13 protein-coding genes are annotated in these 14,982 nt (G+C 63.7%); 12 read left to right on the top strand and 1 reads right to left on the bottom strand.

The genetic code is table 11. The annotated features are described in order from the left end of the window. The first annotated feature begins 22 nt into the window (after positions 1-22). The 7 genes from B5M41_RS03355 (at position 23) to B5M41_RS03385 (ending at position 8,575) form a co-directional block, all read left to right on the top strand. A complete protein-coding gene (locus B5M41_RS03355) occupies positions 23-673 on the top strand; it encodes a DUF2291 family protein (RefSeq protein WP_134648771.1) in 651 nt (216 codons plus the stop codon). Further along, complete coding sequence (locus B5M41_RS03360; RefSeq protein ID WP_134648772.1) at positions 670-2,211, top strand: sugar ABC transporter ATP-binding protein; 1,542 nt, start codon at positions 670-672, stop codon at positions 2,209-2,211. Before B5M41_RS03355 ends, B5M41_RS03360 begins: the two co-directional genes overlap by 4 nt. 12 nt (positions 2,212-2,223) lie before the next feature. After that, positions 2,224-3,264 carry an ABC transporter permease gene (locus B5M41_RS03365; protein WP_134648773.1) on the top strand — a complete coding sequence of 347 codons (1,041 nt, stop codon included), beginning with the start codon at positions 2,224-2,226 and terminating at the stop codon, positions 3,262-3,264. A 116-nt stretch (positions 3,265-3,380) separates the two neighbouring features. Then, on the top strand, positions 3,381-4,328 hold the full coding sequence (locus B5M41_RS03370) for a D-ribose ABC transporter substrate-binding protein (protein ID WP_134648774.1): 948 nt from the start codon (positions 3,381-3,383) through the stop codon (positions 4,326-4,328). Positions 4,329-4,440: 112 nt separating this feature from the next. After that, complete coding sequence (locus B5M41_RS03375) at positions 4,441-5,295, top strand: DeoR/GlpR family DNA-binding transcription regulator (RefSeq protein ID WP_202402175.1); 855 nt, start codon at positions 4,441-4,443, stop codon at positions 5,293-5,295. A gap of 67 nt (positions 5,296-5,362) precedes the next feature. Further along, positions 5,363-6,886 (top strand): FGGY-family carbohydrate kinase, encoded by a 1,524-nt coding sequence (locus tag B5M41_RS03380; RefSeq protein WP_134648776.1) that lies wholly within the window; start codon positions 5,363-5,365, stop codon positions 6,884-6,886. A gap of 15 nt (positions 6,887-6,901) precedes the next feature. Continuing rightward, a complete protein-coding gene (locus B5M41_RS03385; protein WP_134648777.1) occupies positions 6,902-8,575 on the top strand; it encodes a glycerol-3-phosphate dehydrogenase/oxidase in 1,674 nt (557 codons plus the stop codon). A 108-nt stretch (positions 8,576-8,683) separates the two neighbouring features. Here B5M41_RS03385 and ssuD read toward each other — a convergent pair whose 3' ends face one another. After that, entirely contained in the window at positions 8,684-9,853 is a 1,170-nt protein-coding gene (gene ssuD / locus B5M41_RS03390; protein WP_134648778.1) for an FMNH2-dependent alkanesulfonate monooxygenase, read from the bottom strand. A gap of 431 nt (positions 9,854-10,284) precedes the next feature. Here ssuD and B5M41_RS03395 point away from each other — a divergent pair, with 431 nt between their 5' ends. From B5M41_RS03395 to B5M41_RS03415, 5 genes are read left to right on the top strand one after another with little or no spacing between them, the layout of a single operon-like run. Then, positions 10,285-11,319 carry an ABC transporter substrate-binding protein gene (locus B5M41_RS03395; protein ID WP_134648779.1) on the top strand — a complete coding sequence of 345 codons (1,035 nt, stop codon included), beginning with the start codon at positions 10,285-10,287 and terminating at the stop codon, positions 11,317-11,319. Between the two features lie 4 nt (positions 11,320-11,323). Then, the gene (locus tag B5M41_RS03400) at positions 11,324-12,325 is read left to right on the top strand and encodes an ABC transporter permease (RefSeq protein ID WP_134648780.1); all 1,002 of its coding nucleotides are present in this window, start codon (positions 11,324-11,326) and stop codon (positions 12,323-12,325) included. Next, entirely contained in the window at positions 12,325-13,113 is a 789-nt protein-coding gene (locus tag B5M41_RS03405) for an ABC transporter ATP-binding protein (protein WP_134648781.1), read from the top strand. Before B5M41_RS03400 ends, B5M41_RS03405 begins: the two co-directional genes overlap by 1 nt. Then, on the top strand, positions 13,103-13,399 hold the full coding sequence (locus B5M41_RS03410) for a hypothetical protein (RefSeq protein WP_134648782.1): 297 nt from the start codon (positions 13,103-13,105) through the stop codon (positions 13,397-13,399). The genes B5M41_RS03405 and B5M41_RS03410 overlap by 11 nt, the downstream gene beginning before the upstream one ends. A 25-nt stretch (positions 13,400-13,424) precedes the next feature. Next, positions 13,425-14,786, top strand: a complete 1,362-nt coding sequence (locus B5M41_RS03415; RefSeq protein WP_134648783.1) for an O-acetylhomoserine aminocarboxypropyltransferase/cysteine synthase family protein — start codon at positions 13,425-13,427, stop codon at positions 14,784-14,786. Positions 14,787-14,982 lie beyond the last annotated feature (196 nt).

Here is a 14,982-nt window from a genome sequence, read left to right on the forward strand (position 1 = left end):
TTCTATTTCAAGGTCAACGGACATGACTGAAGCCACGCTTTCGAAATCGCCGCAGCCGGCGCGGTCCTATCGCTGGTTTGGCATTGCAGCCGCCATCGTGCTCGTCGGCGCCATGGCCTTCGACACGAAGATCGTGACGATCGGCTCGGACGCCGATGTCCAGGTGCAGAAGTTCTCGCCGGTCGCCTTCGGTGCCGAGCAGTTCCCGATCATCAAGCAGGATGTGGAAGGGCGCGCCGTCGACGCTGTCGAGCTGTCGCAGGCCATTGCGGCCGACAGGAAGGCCGCCGGCGAAAAGTACGGCGTCGCCACGTCCGTCGGGCCCGTCTTTCCCGTGAAGTTCACCGGTGTGCTCGGCGAGCGCAAGGCCAACTACAATGTCGTTGCTGTCGAGGGCCTGCCGGCCGAGCTGACCGTGCGCGTCCAGACCGGGCCGGCACTCAACGGTACAGACCTGCGCGATGCGACGGGCAAGATCGAATTCGGCCAGTTCAAGAACCAGATCGAGTATCAGGATGCCGGTTCCGCCATCAACAACGAGGTGAAGAAGGTCGTTCTCGGCAATCTCGATCCGGCGGCGATCGAAGGCAAGACCGTCACTGTCATCGGCGTCTTCAAGCTGGTCAACCCGAAGAGCTGGATCGTGACGCCCGTGAGGTTCGACGTCCAATGAGCGAAGTTGCCGACATCGGCCAGAAGGGTGACGTCGTCCTCGCTGCACGCAACGTGGCGAAGTCGTACGGCAATATCCATGCCCTGAAGGGCGTGAATTTCGACATTCGCCGCGGCGAAGTGACAACGCTTTTCGGCGAGAACGGCGCCGGCAAGTCGACGCTGATGAAAATCCTGTCCGGCGTGGTGCAGCCCACGTCCGGCGAAATCATACTCGATGGGGAATCCGTCGCTTTCGCGTCATCCTCCCAAGCACGCGACCGCGGCATCTCCATCATCCATCAGGAGCTCAGCCTTGCTCCCAACATGAACGTCCGCGACAACATCTTCATGGGTCGCGAAATCATGACGGCGACGGGCGTGGACTTCGCGGAAGAAGAGCGCCAGACGCGCCTCCTGATGGAAGAGCTCGAAGAGGATATCGATCCTCTGACCCCGGTGGAGGAGTTGCGCCTCGGCCAGCAGCAGATCGTCGAGATCGCGCGCGCGCTGTCCGTCAATTCGCGAATCCTCATCATGGACGAGCCGACTTCGGCACTCAGCGCCTCCGAGGTGGAAGTGCTGTTCAAGGTCATCCGCGACCTGACCGCCCGCGGCGTCTCCATCGTCTATATTTCGCACCACCTCGAAGAGGCGTTGCAGATCACCAACCATGCGGTGGTTCTGCGCGACGGCGCCATGACGGCCTATGCCGGGCGCGAGGAAATCGATCTGGAATGGATCGTCCGCCACATGGTCGGCGAGAACTTCGATCTCGGCTCGCCACCGACGGGTTATGAGATGGGCGATGTCGCGCTTTCCATCGAAGGCCTGACCGTGCCCGATCCGGGCGGCGCCGGTTACTCGGTCGTCGACGGCCTGTCGCTGTCCGTCCGCGAGGGCGAGATCGTCTGCATCTATGGCCTGATGGGCGCGGGACGGACGGAACTGCTGGAAACGGCGGCGGGACGGCTCACGCCGACTGCCGGCAAGGTGGTGCTGAAGGGCAGGGACGTGACCGGGCAGTCGATCGCCCAGTGCATCCGCGACGGCCTCGTGCTCGTGCCGGAAGATCGCCAGCGCGACGGTCTGGTGCAGACCATGACCGTTGGCCGCAACCTCTCGCTCGCCAGTATCGGCTCCTTCACCCGCGGCCTCTTCACGTCCGCCGGCCGCGAGCTCGATCTTGTCGGCAACGCGATCCGCAAGGTGCATATCAAGACGGATGGCGGCGATGCCGCGATCGGTTCGCTCTCGGGCGGCAACCAGCAGAAGGTGGTTATCGGCAAGATGCTGGCGACCAATCCTGAAGTCATCCTGCTCGACGAGCCCAGCCGTGGCATCGATATCGGCGCCAAGGCGGAAGTGTTCAAGCTTTTGGCCGAGCGCGCAAAGCAGGGTCTTGCCGTCGTCTACACGACCTCCGAGGTCGGCGAGTGCCTCAGCATTGCGCACCGTATCATCGTCATGCGGCGTGGCCGCATTTCCGCAGAATTCGGTCCCGATGCGACCAAGGAACAGATCATGGCCGCCTCCGGCGAAGCCGTGCATGCCCATTAGGAGCGCTGAAGCATGTCAGTCACACCTGCAATAGACACGAAGGCGGCGACGAGCGGCGGCAAGCGCAAGAAAAGCCTTGTCGAACTGCTGTTCGAAGGCCGCGCCTTCTTCGCGTTGATCGCCATCGTGGTCGTCTTCTCGCTGATGTCGCCGAACTATTTCACGATCAACAACTTCCTGATCATGGCGTCGCATGTGGCGATTTTCGGCCTCCTGGCCATCGGCATGCTGCTCGTCATTCTCAATGGCGGCATCGACCTGTCGGTCGGTTCGACCCTTGGGCTTGCCGGGGTGGTCGCGGGCTTCCTGATGCAGGGCGTGACGCTGCCACAAATCGGGGTGATCCTCTATCCGTCCGTCTGGGTCGTCGTGGTCCTGACCTGCCTGCTCGGCGCGGTCGTCGGCGCGGTCAACGGCGTGCTGATCGCCTATCTGCGCGTCCCGGCCTTCGTCGCCACGCTCGGCGTGCTCTACGTTGCCCGCGGCATCGCTCTCCTGATGACCAACGGCCTCACCTACAACAATCTCGGCGGCCGTCCGGAGCTTGGCAATACCGGTTTCGACTGGCTCGGCTTCAACCGCCTGGCCGGCGTGCCGATCGGTGTCCTCGTTCTCCTGGTCTTCGCGGTCGTCTGCCACATCCTGTTGACGCGTACCGCCTTCGGGCGCTGGCTCTATGCCTCCGGCGGCAACGAACGCGCGGCCGAACTGTCGGGCGTGCCGGTCAAGCGCGTCAAGATCAGCGTCTATGTGCTTTCCGGTGTCTGCGCCGCCGTGGCGGGCCTTGTCCTGTCCTCGCAGCTGACGTCGGCAGGCCCGACGGCCGGCACCACTTACGAACTGACCGCAATCGCGGCCGTGGTGATCGGCGGTGCGGCGCTGACGGGTGGCCGCGGCACGGTCATCGGCACCATGCTGGGCGCCTTCGTGATCGGCTTCCTGTCGGATGGCCTCGTGATCATCGGCGTCTCCGCCTACTGGCAGACGGTCTTCACCGGCGCCGTCATCGTTACCGCCGTTCTCCTGAACAGCGTCAAATACGGCCGTCGCTGAAACGCGACGGCTGACTGGAACTGACCGCGGCCCGACGAGGCGGACCATCGAGGAGCCGGCCGCGGAAAGTATTGCCGGACACCGGCGTCAACGGACTCAACAAAGGGAGTGAGACTATGTTCAAAAAAGGTATGCGTATCCTCTTCGCAGCAACGGCCGTCGTGCCGCTGCTGTTCAGCTCGGCCTGGGCCGAAGGCCTCATCACCGTCATCGTCAACGATCCGTCCAACCCGTACTGGTTCACGGAAGGCGAAGTTGCCAAGAAGACGGCCGAAGGCCTCGGCTACACGGCCAATGTCGGCGCGCACAAGGGCGACACCAACACCGAAAGCAACCTGATCGACACCGCGATCACCAACAAGTCGGTCGCGATCATCCTCGACCCGGCCAATGCCGACGGTTCGGTCGGCGCGGTCAAGAAGGCCGTTGCTGCCGGTATCCCGGTCATTCTCGTCAATGCCGAGATCAACCAGGAAGGCCTCGCCAAGGCGCAGCTCGTCTCCAACAATGCTCAGGGCGCCGCTCTCGGTGCGCAGCAGTGGGTCGAGTCGGTCGGCGAGACGGGCAAGTATGTCGAACTCTTCGGCGCGCCCTCCGACAACAACGCTGCAACGCGTTCCAACGGTTATGAAACCGTGCTGACGCAGTACCCGGACCTCGAGAAGGTCGGCCGCGAAGTCGCTGACTGGGACCGCACCAAGGGCCATGCCAAGATGCAGTCGCTGCTCCAGGCAAATCCCGACATCATCGGCGTGATCAGCGGTAACGACGAAATGGCCCTTGGCGCCATCGCTGCCCTGAAGGAAGCCGGCAAGCTCGACCAGGTCAAGGTCGGCGGCTTCGACGGTTCGCCGGACGCTGTCGCCGCCATCAAGGCCGGTGAACTGCAGTACACGGTCCTTCAGCCGGTTGCCGTCTTCTCGGAAGCAGCCGTCAAGCAGGCCGACAACGTCATCAAGACGGGCTCGACCGGCGTCGAAACCGAAAAGCAGCTCTTCGATTGCCTGCTGATCACCAAGGACAATGTCGACAAGTACACCGCTCCGTTCGTTCTGAGCGAGTAATCGAGACCGGGGGCGCCTTTCGGGGCGCTCCCATCCCACCAGGGCACTGCCCGGTCGGCTTGGTATTCTCCTTGCCGCCCGATACGAGATACGACAGCTCTTACCTCGAAGCATGGCAGGATTTCCCGTGAACAAGAAAGTCGATGTCAAGGATTTGCTTTCGGAGGAGTTGCCGAGCGACAGCCGGCACGCCCGACAGATCGCGCGACGCCAGATGATCGCCGAGGCGGTGATCGCCGAGGGCTCGCTGCGCATCGAGGACCTGACCGAACGTTTCGGCATCAGCCTGATGACCGCTCACCGCGATGTCGACGAACTCGTCAGCCGTGGGCTGTTTCGCAAGACGCGCGGCATCGTTTCCGCAGCGCCGACGAGCCTGATCGAGTCCTCCGACGCCTATCGCGCGACCAAGCAGGCCAAGGAGAAGAAGGCCATCGCCAGGGCGGCGATGCAGTTCGTCGAGCCGGGGCAGGCGATCTTCATGGACGATGCCACCACGGTCCACGAGATGACGCGTTTCCTGCCGGCCAAGGTGCCGCTGACGGTCATCACCAATTCCCTCGTCCTCATCACCGAGCTGAAGGAGGTGAAGGACATCAACCTCATCTGTCTCGGGGGGCAGTTCTACCATTGGTGCAATGCCTTCATGGGGCACATCACCACCAACGAAATCCGCCGGCTGCGCGCCGATACCGTGTTCATGTCGCTCTCGGCCATCGTCGATGAGGCCGTCTACCACCAGTCGCCGGAGACGGTGGAGACCAAGCGGGCAATGTTCGAATGCGCGTCGCGTCGCGTGCTTCTGGCTGATCACACCAAGTTCGAGCGGCGCGCGCTGCATCACTTCGCGACGCTGCAGGAATTCGACGCCGTGATCGTCGACGAGGATATTCCGGTCTCCCATCTGTCGCGCCTGCGCTCGAAGGGGATCAACGTCATAGTGGCGGATGGGGAGCGGTCCGGCTGAAGGGTTCGCTGGTGCGGACAGCTGATGCCGGGCGCCGTTTCTCCTTCGCTTGAGAATGGAGACAACGATGCCCTGCATCCTGGGTATAGACAGCGGACTGACCGTGACGAAGGCGGTGATTTTCGATGCGGACGGCACGGTTCTGTCCACCGCCCGTCGGCGCGTCCCGCAGCTCATCCCCGCGCCGCAGCATATCGAGCGCGACATGAACGGCATGTGGGCGGCGACCGCAGACGCGATCCGGGAGGCGGTCTTTGCCTGCGGCCGTCCGGCTTCCGACATCGTCGCCATCGCGGCCACGGCCCATGGCGACGGCATCTACCTCTTGGACAAGGATACGCGACCGCTCGGCAACGCCATCGTTTCGCTTGACACGCGCGCCGATGCGATTGCGGATGCCTGGAACAGTGCCGAGATCGGCGAACAATCGCTGGCTCTGACGGGCCAGAAGCCGCACGCCTCGGCGCCGTCTGCCATCTTGCGCTGGATACGCGACAACGAGCCCGAGCGTTATGCGCGGATTGCGCATTTCATCGCCGCGAAGGACTGGCTGCGCTTCTGCCTTTGCGGCACGATCGGCACGGACCGGACGGAGGCGAGCACTTCCTTCACCGACGTTCGCACCCAGGACTACACTGACGACGCATTGCGGCTGTTCGGGCTGGACGGTCTCGTCGGCCGGCAGCCACCGATCGCAGGCTCTACCGAGGTCGTCGGCGGCGTGACCGCGGCCACCGCGCGCCTCACGGGCCTCGTCGAGGGCACGCCCGTCATGGCCGGTCTCCACGACGTCACCGCCTCCGCGCTCGGCATGGGTGGTTACGGCGAGGGTGTCGTCGCCGTCATTGCCGGCACCTATTCGATCAATGAAACGGTATCGCGTGCGCCGAAGGTCGATGCCCGCTGGTTCTGCCGCAACGGCATCCTTCCCGGCGAATGGAACAGCATGTCGATCTCGCCGGCCTCGACCGCCAATTACGACTGGTTCATCGATCAGTTCTGCGCCAGCGATGCGAAGGCGGCGGAAGCCGCCGGTCAGAGCATCCACGCCATTCTCGGCGAGGAATTCGAGGCAGCACGCGCCCGACCGTCGAGCGTCTTCTTCCATCCCTATCTTTTCGGGTCGCCGTTCGGTGGCGCTTCGAGCGCCGGTTTCTATGGCCTCAATGCCTGGCATGACCGTGGCGATCTGGTGCGCGCCGTGCTGGAAGGCATCGCCTTCAACCACCGTGTCCATGTCGATGCGTTGCGCGACGGATTTGCACCCCGTTCGGCACGCTTGACGGGCGGCGTCTCGCGCAATCCGGCCATGGCCGGTCTCTTCGCCGATATTCTCGGCATGCCGGTGACGGCGACGCGCACCGAGGAGGCTGCCGCCTGGGGTGCGGCGCTCTGCGCAGGCGCGGGCGCGGGGCTTTTCGCCTCTCCGACGGACGATCCCCGCGATTTGGCGTCGATCGAAACGACCTATCAACCGGACCCCGACCGGCAGAAAGCCTATGACGAGAAGTACCGGGTGTTTCTCGATCTCGCAGAGGCCATGAAGCCGCTCTGGCCGACGCTGCGGCGTCTCGGCGGCGCGGCACAGTAACAGGACATACCCATCATGACGGACATGGCAGCCGATGCGGTCGAAACATTCGACGTCATCATTCTCGGCGCGGGCATCAACGGGGCAGGGCTCTTTCGCGACCTCTGCCTCCAGGGGCTGAAGTGCCTGATTGTCGAAAAGGCGGATTTCGGCGCCGGCACCAGTGCAGCACCCTCGCGCCTCATCCACGGCGGCATCAAGTATCTGGAGACCGGCGAGCTTGGCCTCGTCGCGCAGTCGACGCTGGAGCGCAACCTGCTTCTGCGCAACGCACCGCATTGCGTGGAGCCGCTGCCGACCTTCATCCCGTCCTTCTCCCTGATGAAGGGGGCCTTTGCCGCATTGCGCACGCTTCTCGGCTCCACGACCGCGCCGCGCAGCCGTGGCGCCGTGCTCATCAAGATCGGCCTGGCGCTTTATGATCTCTACGGTGCGCGCCACCGGGTGATGCCGAAGCACCAGTTCTTCTTCCGCCGCAAGGCGCTCCAGGAAATGCCGGCGCTGACGCCGCGTATCGTCGCCGGCGGCATCTATTATGATGCGAAGATCAGCCGGCCCGAGCGGCTCGTCTGGGAACTGGTGCGCGATGGCCTTGACGCCAGCGTGGGCTCCCGCGCGATGAATGGCGCCACGCTGATCGGCCAACAGGACGGGGTGATCACGCTGCGCGACGCAAACGGCGACGAGCGGCTGGTTCGCGGCGGGACCGTGGTGAATGCAGCCGGCCCGTGGATCGATCACGTCAATGAAACGCTCGGCATATCCGGCAAGCTGATCGGCGGTACCAAGGGCTCGCATATCCTGCTGCAGCATCCGGACCTGGTGAAAAGCCTGAAGGGCCGGATGATCTACTTCGAGGCTGACGACGGGCGCATCTGCCTGGTCTACGATTTCCTCGGGCTCGCCCTCGTCGGCTCGACGGATATCAAGGCCGACAATCCGGATACGGTGCGCTGCGAGGAAGACGAGATCGACTACTTCATCGCCAGCTTGCGCTCCCTCCTGCCGAAACTCGAGTTCAGCCGCGAGCAGATCGTTTATGCCTATAGCGGTATTCGTCCGCTCCCGGCATCCGATGCCAGCAATCCGGGCCTGATCAGCCGCGACCATTCGGCGCCGGTCGCCGAGCCGGCCAAGGGACGTCCTTTCCCGGTCATCTCGTTGGTCGGTGGCAAGTGGACGACGTTTCGTGGATTTGCCGAGGAAGTCGCCGACACGATCCTCTCGCGCATCGGTCGCAGCCGCACGGTCAGCACCCAGATGCTGCCGATCGGTGGCGGACGGGATTTCCCGACGGACGAGGCCACGCGCAAGGCGTGGATCGGACGGCGTGCCGCAGAAAGTGGCCTTCCGGCGTCTCGGATAGAAGCGCTTCTTGCGCGGTACGGCACGACCGCCGACGCGGTGCTGGCGCATATCCGCCAGGTGGGCGACCAGCCACTCGTCCATGTCGAAGGCTATGGCCAGGGCGAGATCGACTGGATCGTGCGCAACGAGATGGTCGGCCATCTCGCCGATATCGTCATGCGCCGCACGACGCTTGCGATCGAGGGCAAGCTGACGGCGGCGGGACTCGACGAGATCGCATGCGCTGCGGCTGCGGCTCTCGGCTGGAGCGAGGAGAAGCGGGCCGAGGAACTCGCTGCCGTCACCGCACACCTCACGGCTTTCAACCGCGTCAGCCTTTAAGACGCGGCTTCCGCTTAACCCGTCCTCGTGCCTGGTCTCGCTTCCGAGAACCCGCGATCAAGGCGCCCGCCGGAGGCTCCGGCGTGACGCAAGGCGACGGCGTGGTACTCAGGAAGCGGAGGTGAGCTTGACGTTGCCGCCGTGGCCGCCGCCGCCGAAGACCTGATGGTGACCGAAGGAGGCGCGCAGCTGGTTGCGCGGCCCGGGCAGGCCGAGTTCCGGGAAGAGCAGTTCGGAGACGCGGTAGGCCTCTTCGAGATGCGGATAACCCGAGGCAATGACCGTGTCGATGCCGAGGTCCTGGTATTCGCGCAGGCGCGCGGCAACCGTCTTCGGCGAGCCGACCAACGCGGTGCCTGCGCCGGACCGCACGAGCCCGATGCCGGCCCAAAGATTGGGCGAGACTTCCAGCTTGTCGCGGCGGCCGTTGTGCAGGGCAACCATGCGTGCCTGGCCGACCGAATCCGAATTCTTGGTCAGCACTTCCTGTGCCGCTGCAATCGCCTCGTCGGACAGATGGGAGATCAGCCTGTCGGCAGCCTCCCAGGCCTCGTCGTCCGTCTCCCGGACGATGAAATGCAGCCGGATGCCGAAGGTCGCGTCGCGGCCCTTGGCAGCGGCGGCCTTGCGGGCATGCGCGATCTTTTCGGCCACCTGCGCCGGAGGTTCGCCCCAGGTGAGGTATTTGTCGACGAGACCGCCGGCGAAATCTATCGCGGCGTCCGAGGAGCCGCCGAAATAGATCGGCGGGCGCGGCTGCTGCACCGGAGGAAGGCCGAGCTGGGCATCGATTGCCTTGATGTACTTGCCGTCCAGGGTGGACCGGCCGGTTTCGATCAGTTCATTGAAGACCTTGAAGAATTCGGCGGCGTGATCGTAGCGCTCGTCATGCGGCAGGAAGATGCCGTCGCCGGCCAGTTCCTGCGCGCTGCCGCCCACGACGATGTTGAGCAGCAGGCGGCCGTTCGATACGCGGTCGAGCGTCGAGGCGAGGCGGGCGTAATAGGCCGGTGTTGCCGTGCCGGGGCGGATGGCGACGAGGAACTTAAGCTGTTCCGTCCGCGCGGCGAGATCGGCGGCAAGCACGAAGGACTCCTCGCAGGCCGCGCCGACCGGGATGAGAACGCCCGAATAGCCCAGCCGATCGACGGCAACGGCGATCTCGCGGAAATAGCCCGGATCCGATGGACGGCTCAGCTTGTCGGAGCCGAGATAGGAGCCGTCGCCGGATGATGGGATGAACCACAGGAAATCGAGGGGATTGGCTGTCTTCGTCACGAAATGTCTCCTGCGGTGTGCATGGTGCCGTCTCTTATGATGCGCCTGAGAACACAGGCGTTTCCCGGAGAATAATAAATTCTATATTTTCAGTAAGGAATTAAATTCTCTTGTGGCGGATGCCCGTGGATTTTTATCGCGACCCACGGAGGGTAAAAACGCGATCGACATCTGCTACGGTTTTCAAGCGAATATGGGCCGCATTGACGCGTTCTCCCGACAAAATGTTTCGTTCAGGCTGTCGGCGACCGCTGTTGTCGCATTGATAGGCAGCAAAGTCGTTTCCGCTCCCGTGATGAGGACCAGAATGCGCGAGCGGCGGCACTCGGCAAAACAATATTCCCGTCACACGGCGACATATAATCTATAAAATCTATAAACAATAAGCGTTTCAACTAAGCTGATGTCATCAACAGTCGAGGGGACCTCTGATGACCCAGCAATCCGAATCCATCTTTTCCAAGGGCCTGTCGCGTCGCGGCCTGATCAAGGCGGCCGGGGTGACCGCCGCAGCGGCCACGGCCGGTATCATCGGTGCGCGCTCGACGCGCTATGCCATCGCCGGCAATCCGATCCCGATCAAGCTGGAATGGACGGAAGTGGCGGCCTGCCATTCGCCTGTCGGCTTCGGTCTTTCCAAGGGCATCTATGCCAAGCATGGCCTGGATGTGGAGCTGTTCTATCAGGGAGCCAGCGGCCAGACCCTGATCCAGGCGCTCGCCACCCGCAAGGCGGAAGCCGGGCCGGGCCTGCTGTACGACTGGCTGAAGCCCATCGAGCAGGGTTTCGACGTGCGGCTCTTTGCCGGTTCGCATGGCGGCTGCCAGAGCGTGCTCGTCAAGCCGGACTCCGACATCAAGACGCTGACGGACCTCAAGGGAAAGACCATCGGCACCTTCGATGTCATGTCGCCGTCGCGCGTCGCCTTTTCCGTCGCGCTCGCCAAGGCGGGCCTCAATCCCGAGACCGATGTCACCTGGAAGGTCTTTCCGTTCGATCTCGTGGCGGAAGGCGTGCTGAAGGGCGAGGCGGATGCCGTCGCGCACATGGACCCCTGGGCCTATTCCTATGAAAAGCAGCACGGCTTCCGCCGCGTCGCCGACACGCAGACCGGTACCTTCAAGGACCGCGTGTGCTGCGTGCTCGGCGTCAACGGCGATTATTACGAGGCCAACAAGGATGCCATCAAGCGCGTCGCCGCCGCCAATCTGGAAATCCACCAGTACACGGCGAAACACCCGGACGAGGTCGCCAAGTGGTACTTCGATACGCTGAAGCCCGGCCTTCCGCTGGAAGACCTGACGGAAGTCCTCTCCTCCTTTACCTACCACGACCACTGGTTCGGCAAGGATCTGCTGAAGGAGGTGAAGATCGGCTACGAGGATCTCAAGCTGACCGGCGTCATCGATGCGTCGACGGACCCCGACGAGATCGCAAACCGCATCACCATCGACATCTTCGCGTGATGCCATGAGCGCTACGATAGAGGATACATTCGGCGGGACAGGGCGGCGATCCCTCGCTTTGCCCGTCACCGGCCTGTGGCGAAACGGCCTGCTTGCAGCCGGAACATGGCTGCTCGCCTCCGCCGTGACCTACGGCTTGCCCGATGTCATCACCTGGGGCGCAACGGAGCTGTTCGCAATCGTGACGCTTGCCGGCGCGATCCTGTTTGTTGCGCTGTCCTTGACGGTGCACCGCCTCGGCAGCGTTGGACGCACCCTCGTGCACTACGGGCCCTGGTTCATCGTGCTCGGCCTGTGGCTTGCCGTGTGGGAAGTGCTGACGGCCAAGCTCGGCTGGTTGCCCAAACCCTTCTTCTCGCCGCCGCAGGGCCTGCTGCATGTCTATGTCACGGATTGGGAGCGGCTTTTGATCTGCGTCGCCTATACCGGGCGGCTCTGGGGTCTCGGCTTCTTTTCGGGCATCCTCGTGGGCTTTGCCGGCGGCGTGGCGCTGGGCTGGTCGAAGCGCTTCGCCTACTGGGGCATGCCGCTTCTCAAGCTGATCGGCCCCGTGCCGGCCAGCGCCTGGATTCCCTGCACGTTCTTCCTGTTTCCGACGACCTTCCACGCGTCCATCTTCCTCGTCGCGCTCGCGTCCGGCATTCCTGTCGCCATCCTCACGGCCGCCGGTGTCGGGCAGGTCAACCGCTCGTTCTATGATGTCGCTCGTACGCTCGGCGCCAGCAATCGCTTCCTCATCTTCAAGGTCGCCATTCCCGCGTCGTTGCCGAACGTCTTCGTCGGCGTCTTCATGGGGCTTTACTACTCCTTCGCCGTGCTGGTCGTCGCCGAAATGCTCGGCGCGAAGTTCGGCCTCGGCTGGTATCTCCAGTTCAACACCGCCTATTCGGCCTACGCCAATGTCTATGCCGCCCTCATCATCATGGCGCTGATCTGCGCGGGCCTCGTGCGCCTGCTCTTCGTGGTGCGCGACAGGCTGCTCGGCTGGCAGAAGGGGATTCTCTGATGGCGCTTGCTCTTGCGGAGAACGTTGTCTCGAACAGCATTGCCCTCGATATCGAAGGCGTCACACACCGCTACGACCTTGACGGCAGGGATCTTCAGGTTCTCGACAATGTCAGCATCGTCATCGAGCCCGGTGAGTTCGTCGCGCTGCTCGGGCCGTCGGGTTGCGGCAAGTCCACGCTCCTGCGGCTTGCGGCCGGCCTGGAGACGCCAACCACCGGCCGTGTGCTGGAGGACGGGCGGCCGATCATTGCACCCGATCCGGACCGTATCCTCGTCTTTCAGGATGCGACGCTGTTTCCATGGCGCACGGTGCGGGACAATGTCGCGATCGGCCTGGAGGCGCGCGGTCTCATCCGAGAGCTGGAGTACCGGATCGACGAGGTGCTGAAGCTGGTGAAGCTCGAAGGCTTCGCGGATGTCTATCCGCATCAGCTGTCCGGCGGCATGGCCCAGCGTGCGGCCCTCGCCCGTGCCCTCGTCAACGATCCCAAACTCCTGTTGCTTGATGAGCCCTTCGGCAAACTCGACTCGCTGACGCGACTGAGAATGCAGAACGAGCTTCTCGAGCTTTGGAAGAGTGCCGGTTTCACCGCGCTTCTCGTCACACACGATGTCGAGGAAGCGCTGCTTCTCGCCGACCGGGTGATCGTGCTGTCGGACCGGCCGGCGTCCATCGTCGCAGAGGTGCGTGTCGATCGGCCCCATCCGCGACGGCGCGATGACGCCGGCCTCGTCGCGCTTCGCCGTGCACTGCTGGAAAAGCTCGGGATCTCCCATGACGTCTAGCGCGCGACCCTATCCGATCATCGCTGCGGCCGGAGGTGTCTTTTCCATCGCCGCGCTCGGCTGGTGGTGGCTGATCTTCAGCAAGGTCGTCGAGGCCGACTACCTGAGCGTCCGCCAGGCCGTGACCTGCATTGCCGGGGTGACGGATCTCTGTACGCTCGCCCAGGCGCTCTGCACCAACGATCACCTTTACGGCATCCGGTGGTACGCGCCGGAAGCCTTCTGGGTCGCATCAAGCCTCTTCGTCGCCGGCGCGTTCCTGTCGGCTCGTCCCTCGCGCGCCTGAAGCGCGTCATCAAAGGAGAAATGTCATGACGATCCATCAATCCCCCGAGGTCGCCGAGCAGGATATCGTCGACCTTCCCGCGGGCGCCGCGACGTTCAAGAGCCGACACCCCGAAACCATCGCGCTGCACGGCGGCAGTTTCCGCTTCGATCCCTCGACGGGCGCGGTCGCCGTGCCCATCTACCAGACGTCCTCGTTCCAGCTGCCCGGCACCGATGGTGCGGACAAGCTCTTTGCGCTTGAGGCGCCCGGCCATCTCTACACGCGGGTCTCCAACCCGACGCAGGATGCCTTCGAACAACGGCTAGCAGAGCTCGAAGGCGGCGCGGCGGCGCTGGCGGTCTCGTCGGGGCAGGCGGCCTCCGCCTTCGCCATCCTCAACCTTGCGCGCGCCGGCGATAATATCGTCAGCGCCGCCGGCCTTTACGGCGGCACCTGGGCGCTGTTTGCGGCGACACTGAAAAGCTTCGGCATCGAGACGCGCTTTGTCGACGCCGCCGATCCGGAAGCCTTCGAGAAAGCGACGGATGAGCGCACGCGCGCCTATTATGCCGAATCCCTGCCGAACCCGAAGCTGGAAGTCTTCCCGATCTCGGAAGTCGCCGCCATCGGCCGCCGGCACGGCGTTCCGCTGATCGTCGACAACACTGCCGCCCCGCTGGTCATCCGTCCGCTGGAGCATGGCGCGGCTGTCGTTGTCTATTCGACCACGAAATATATCGGCGGTCACGGCACGTCCATAGGCGGCGCGATTGTCGATAGCGGCACCTTTCCATGGACGGAGAACCCGGCCCGCCAGCCGAACCTGACGGAGCCCGACGCGAGCTACCAGGGCAAGACCTGGATCGAGAAGGCGGCGGCCATCGGCTTCCATCCCTATATCCTGCGCGCCCGCGCCGTGCTGCTGCGCGACCTGGGTGCCGCGATCAGCCCGCAGAACGCCTTCCAGTTCATCCAGGGGCTCGAAACCCTGCCGCTGCGCCTGCGCCAGCATAATGAGAATGCGGTGAAGGTCGCCGAATTCCTCAAGGGCCACGCGAAGGTCGAGCGCGTGATCTTTCCGAAGTTCCAGGAGGGCACGGCCAAGGCCCGGGCGGACAAGTATTTCAAGCCGGGCTATTTTGGCGCGCTGGTCGGTTTCGAGCTGAAGGGCGGGCGTGAGGCTGGTCGCCGCTTCATCGACAATCTTCAGCTGTTCTATCACCTCGCCAATATCGGGGATGCCCGCTCGCTGGCGATCCATCCCGCGACGACGACCCATTCGCAACTGTCGCAGGACGACCAGCTAGCAACCGGCGTGACGCCCGGCTATGTGCGCCTGTCCATCGGCCTCGAACATCCCGATGACCTGATCGCCGATCTCGAACGCGCCATTTCACTGGCCTGACCCGTCCGTTCGATCGGTACCGCCCCGGCGTACCTCCTCCCAGCGCCGGGGCTTCCTTTGCAGGAACTGCCGTTCCGTCAAAAGAAATGCCATTTCATCTTTAACCGCATAAAAAAGATAGAATTTCTGTATTTTTGTGAAGCGACCGCTAGTCTCGTTTCAGATCCGGCGCGGCACATTGTCCGGCCACGCCACA

The organism is Shinella sumterensis, from assembly GCF_004514425.2.
GTDB classification, from domain to species: Bacteria; Pseudomonadota; Alphaproteobacteria; order Rhizobiales; family Rhizobiaceae; genus Shinella; species Shinella sumterensis.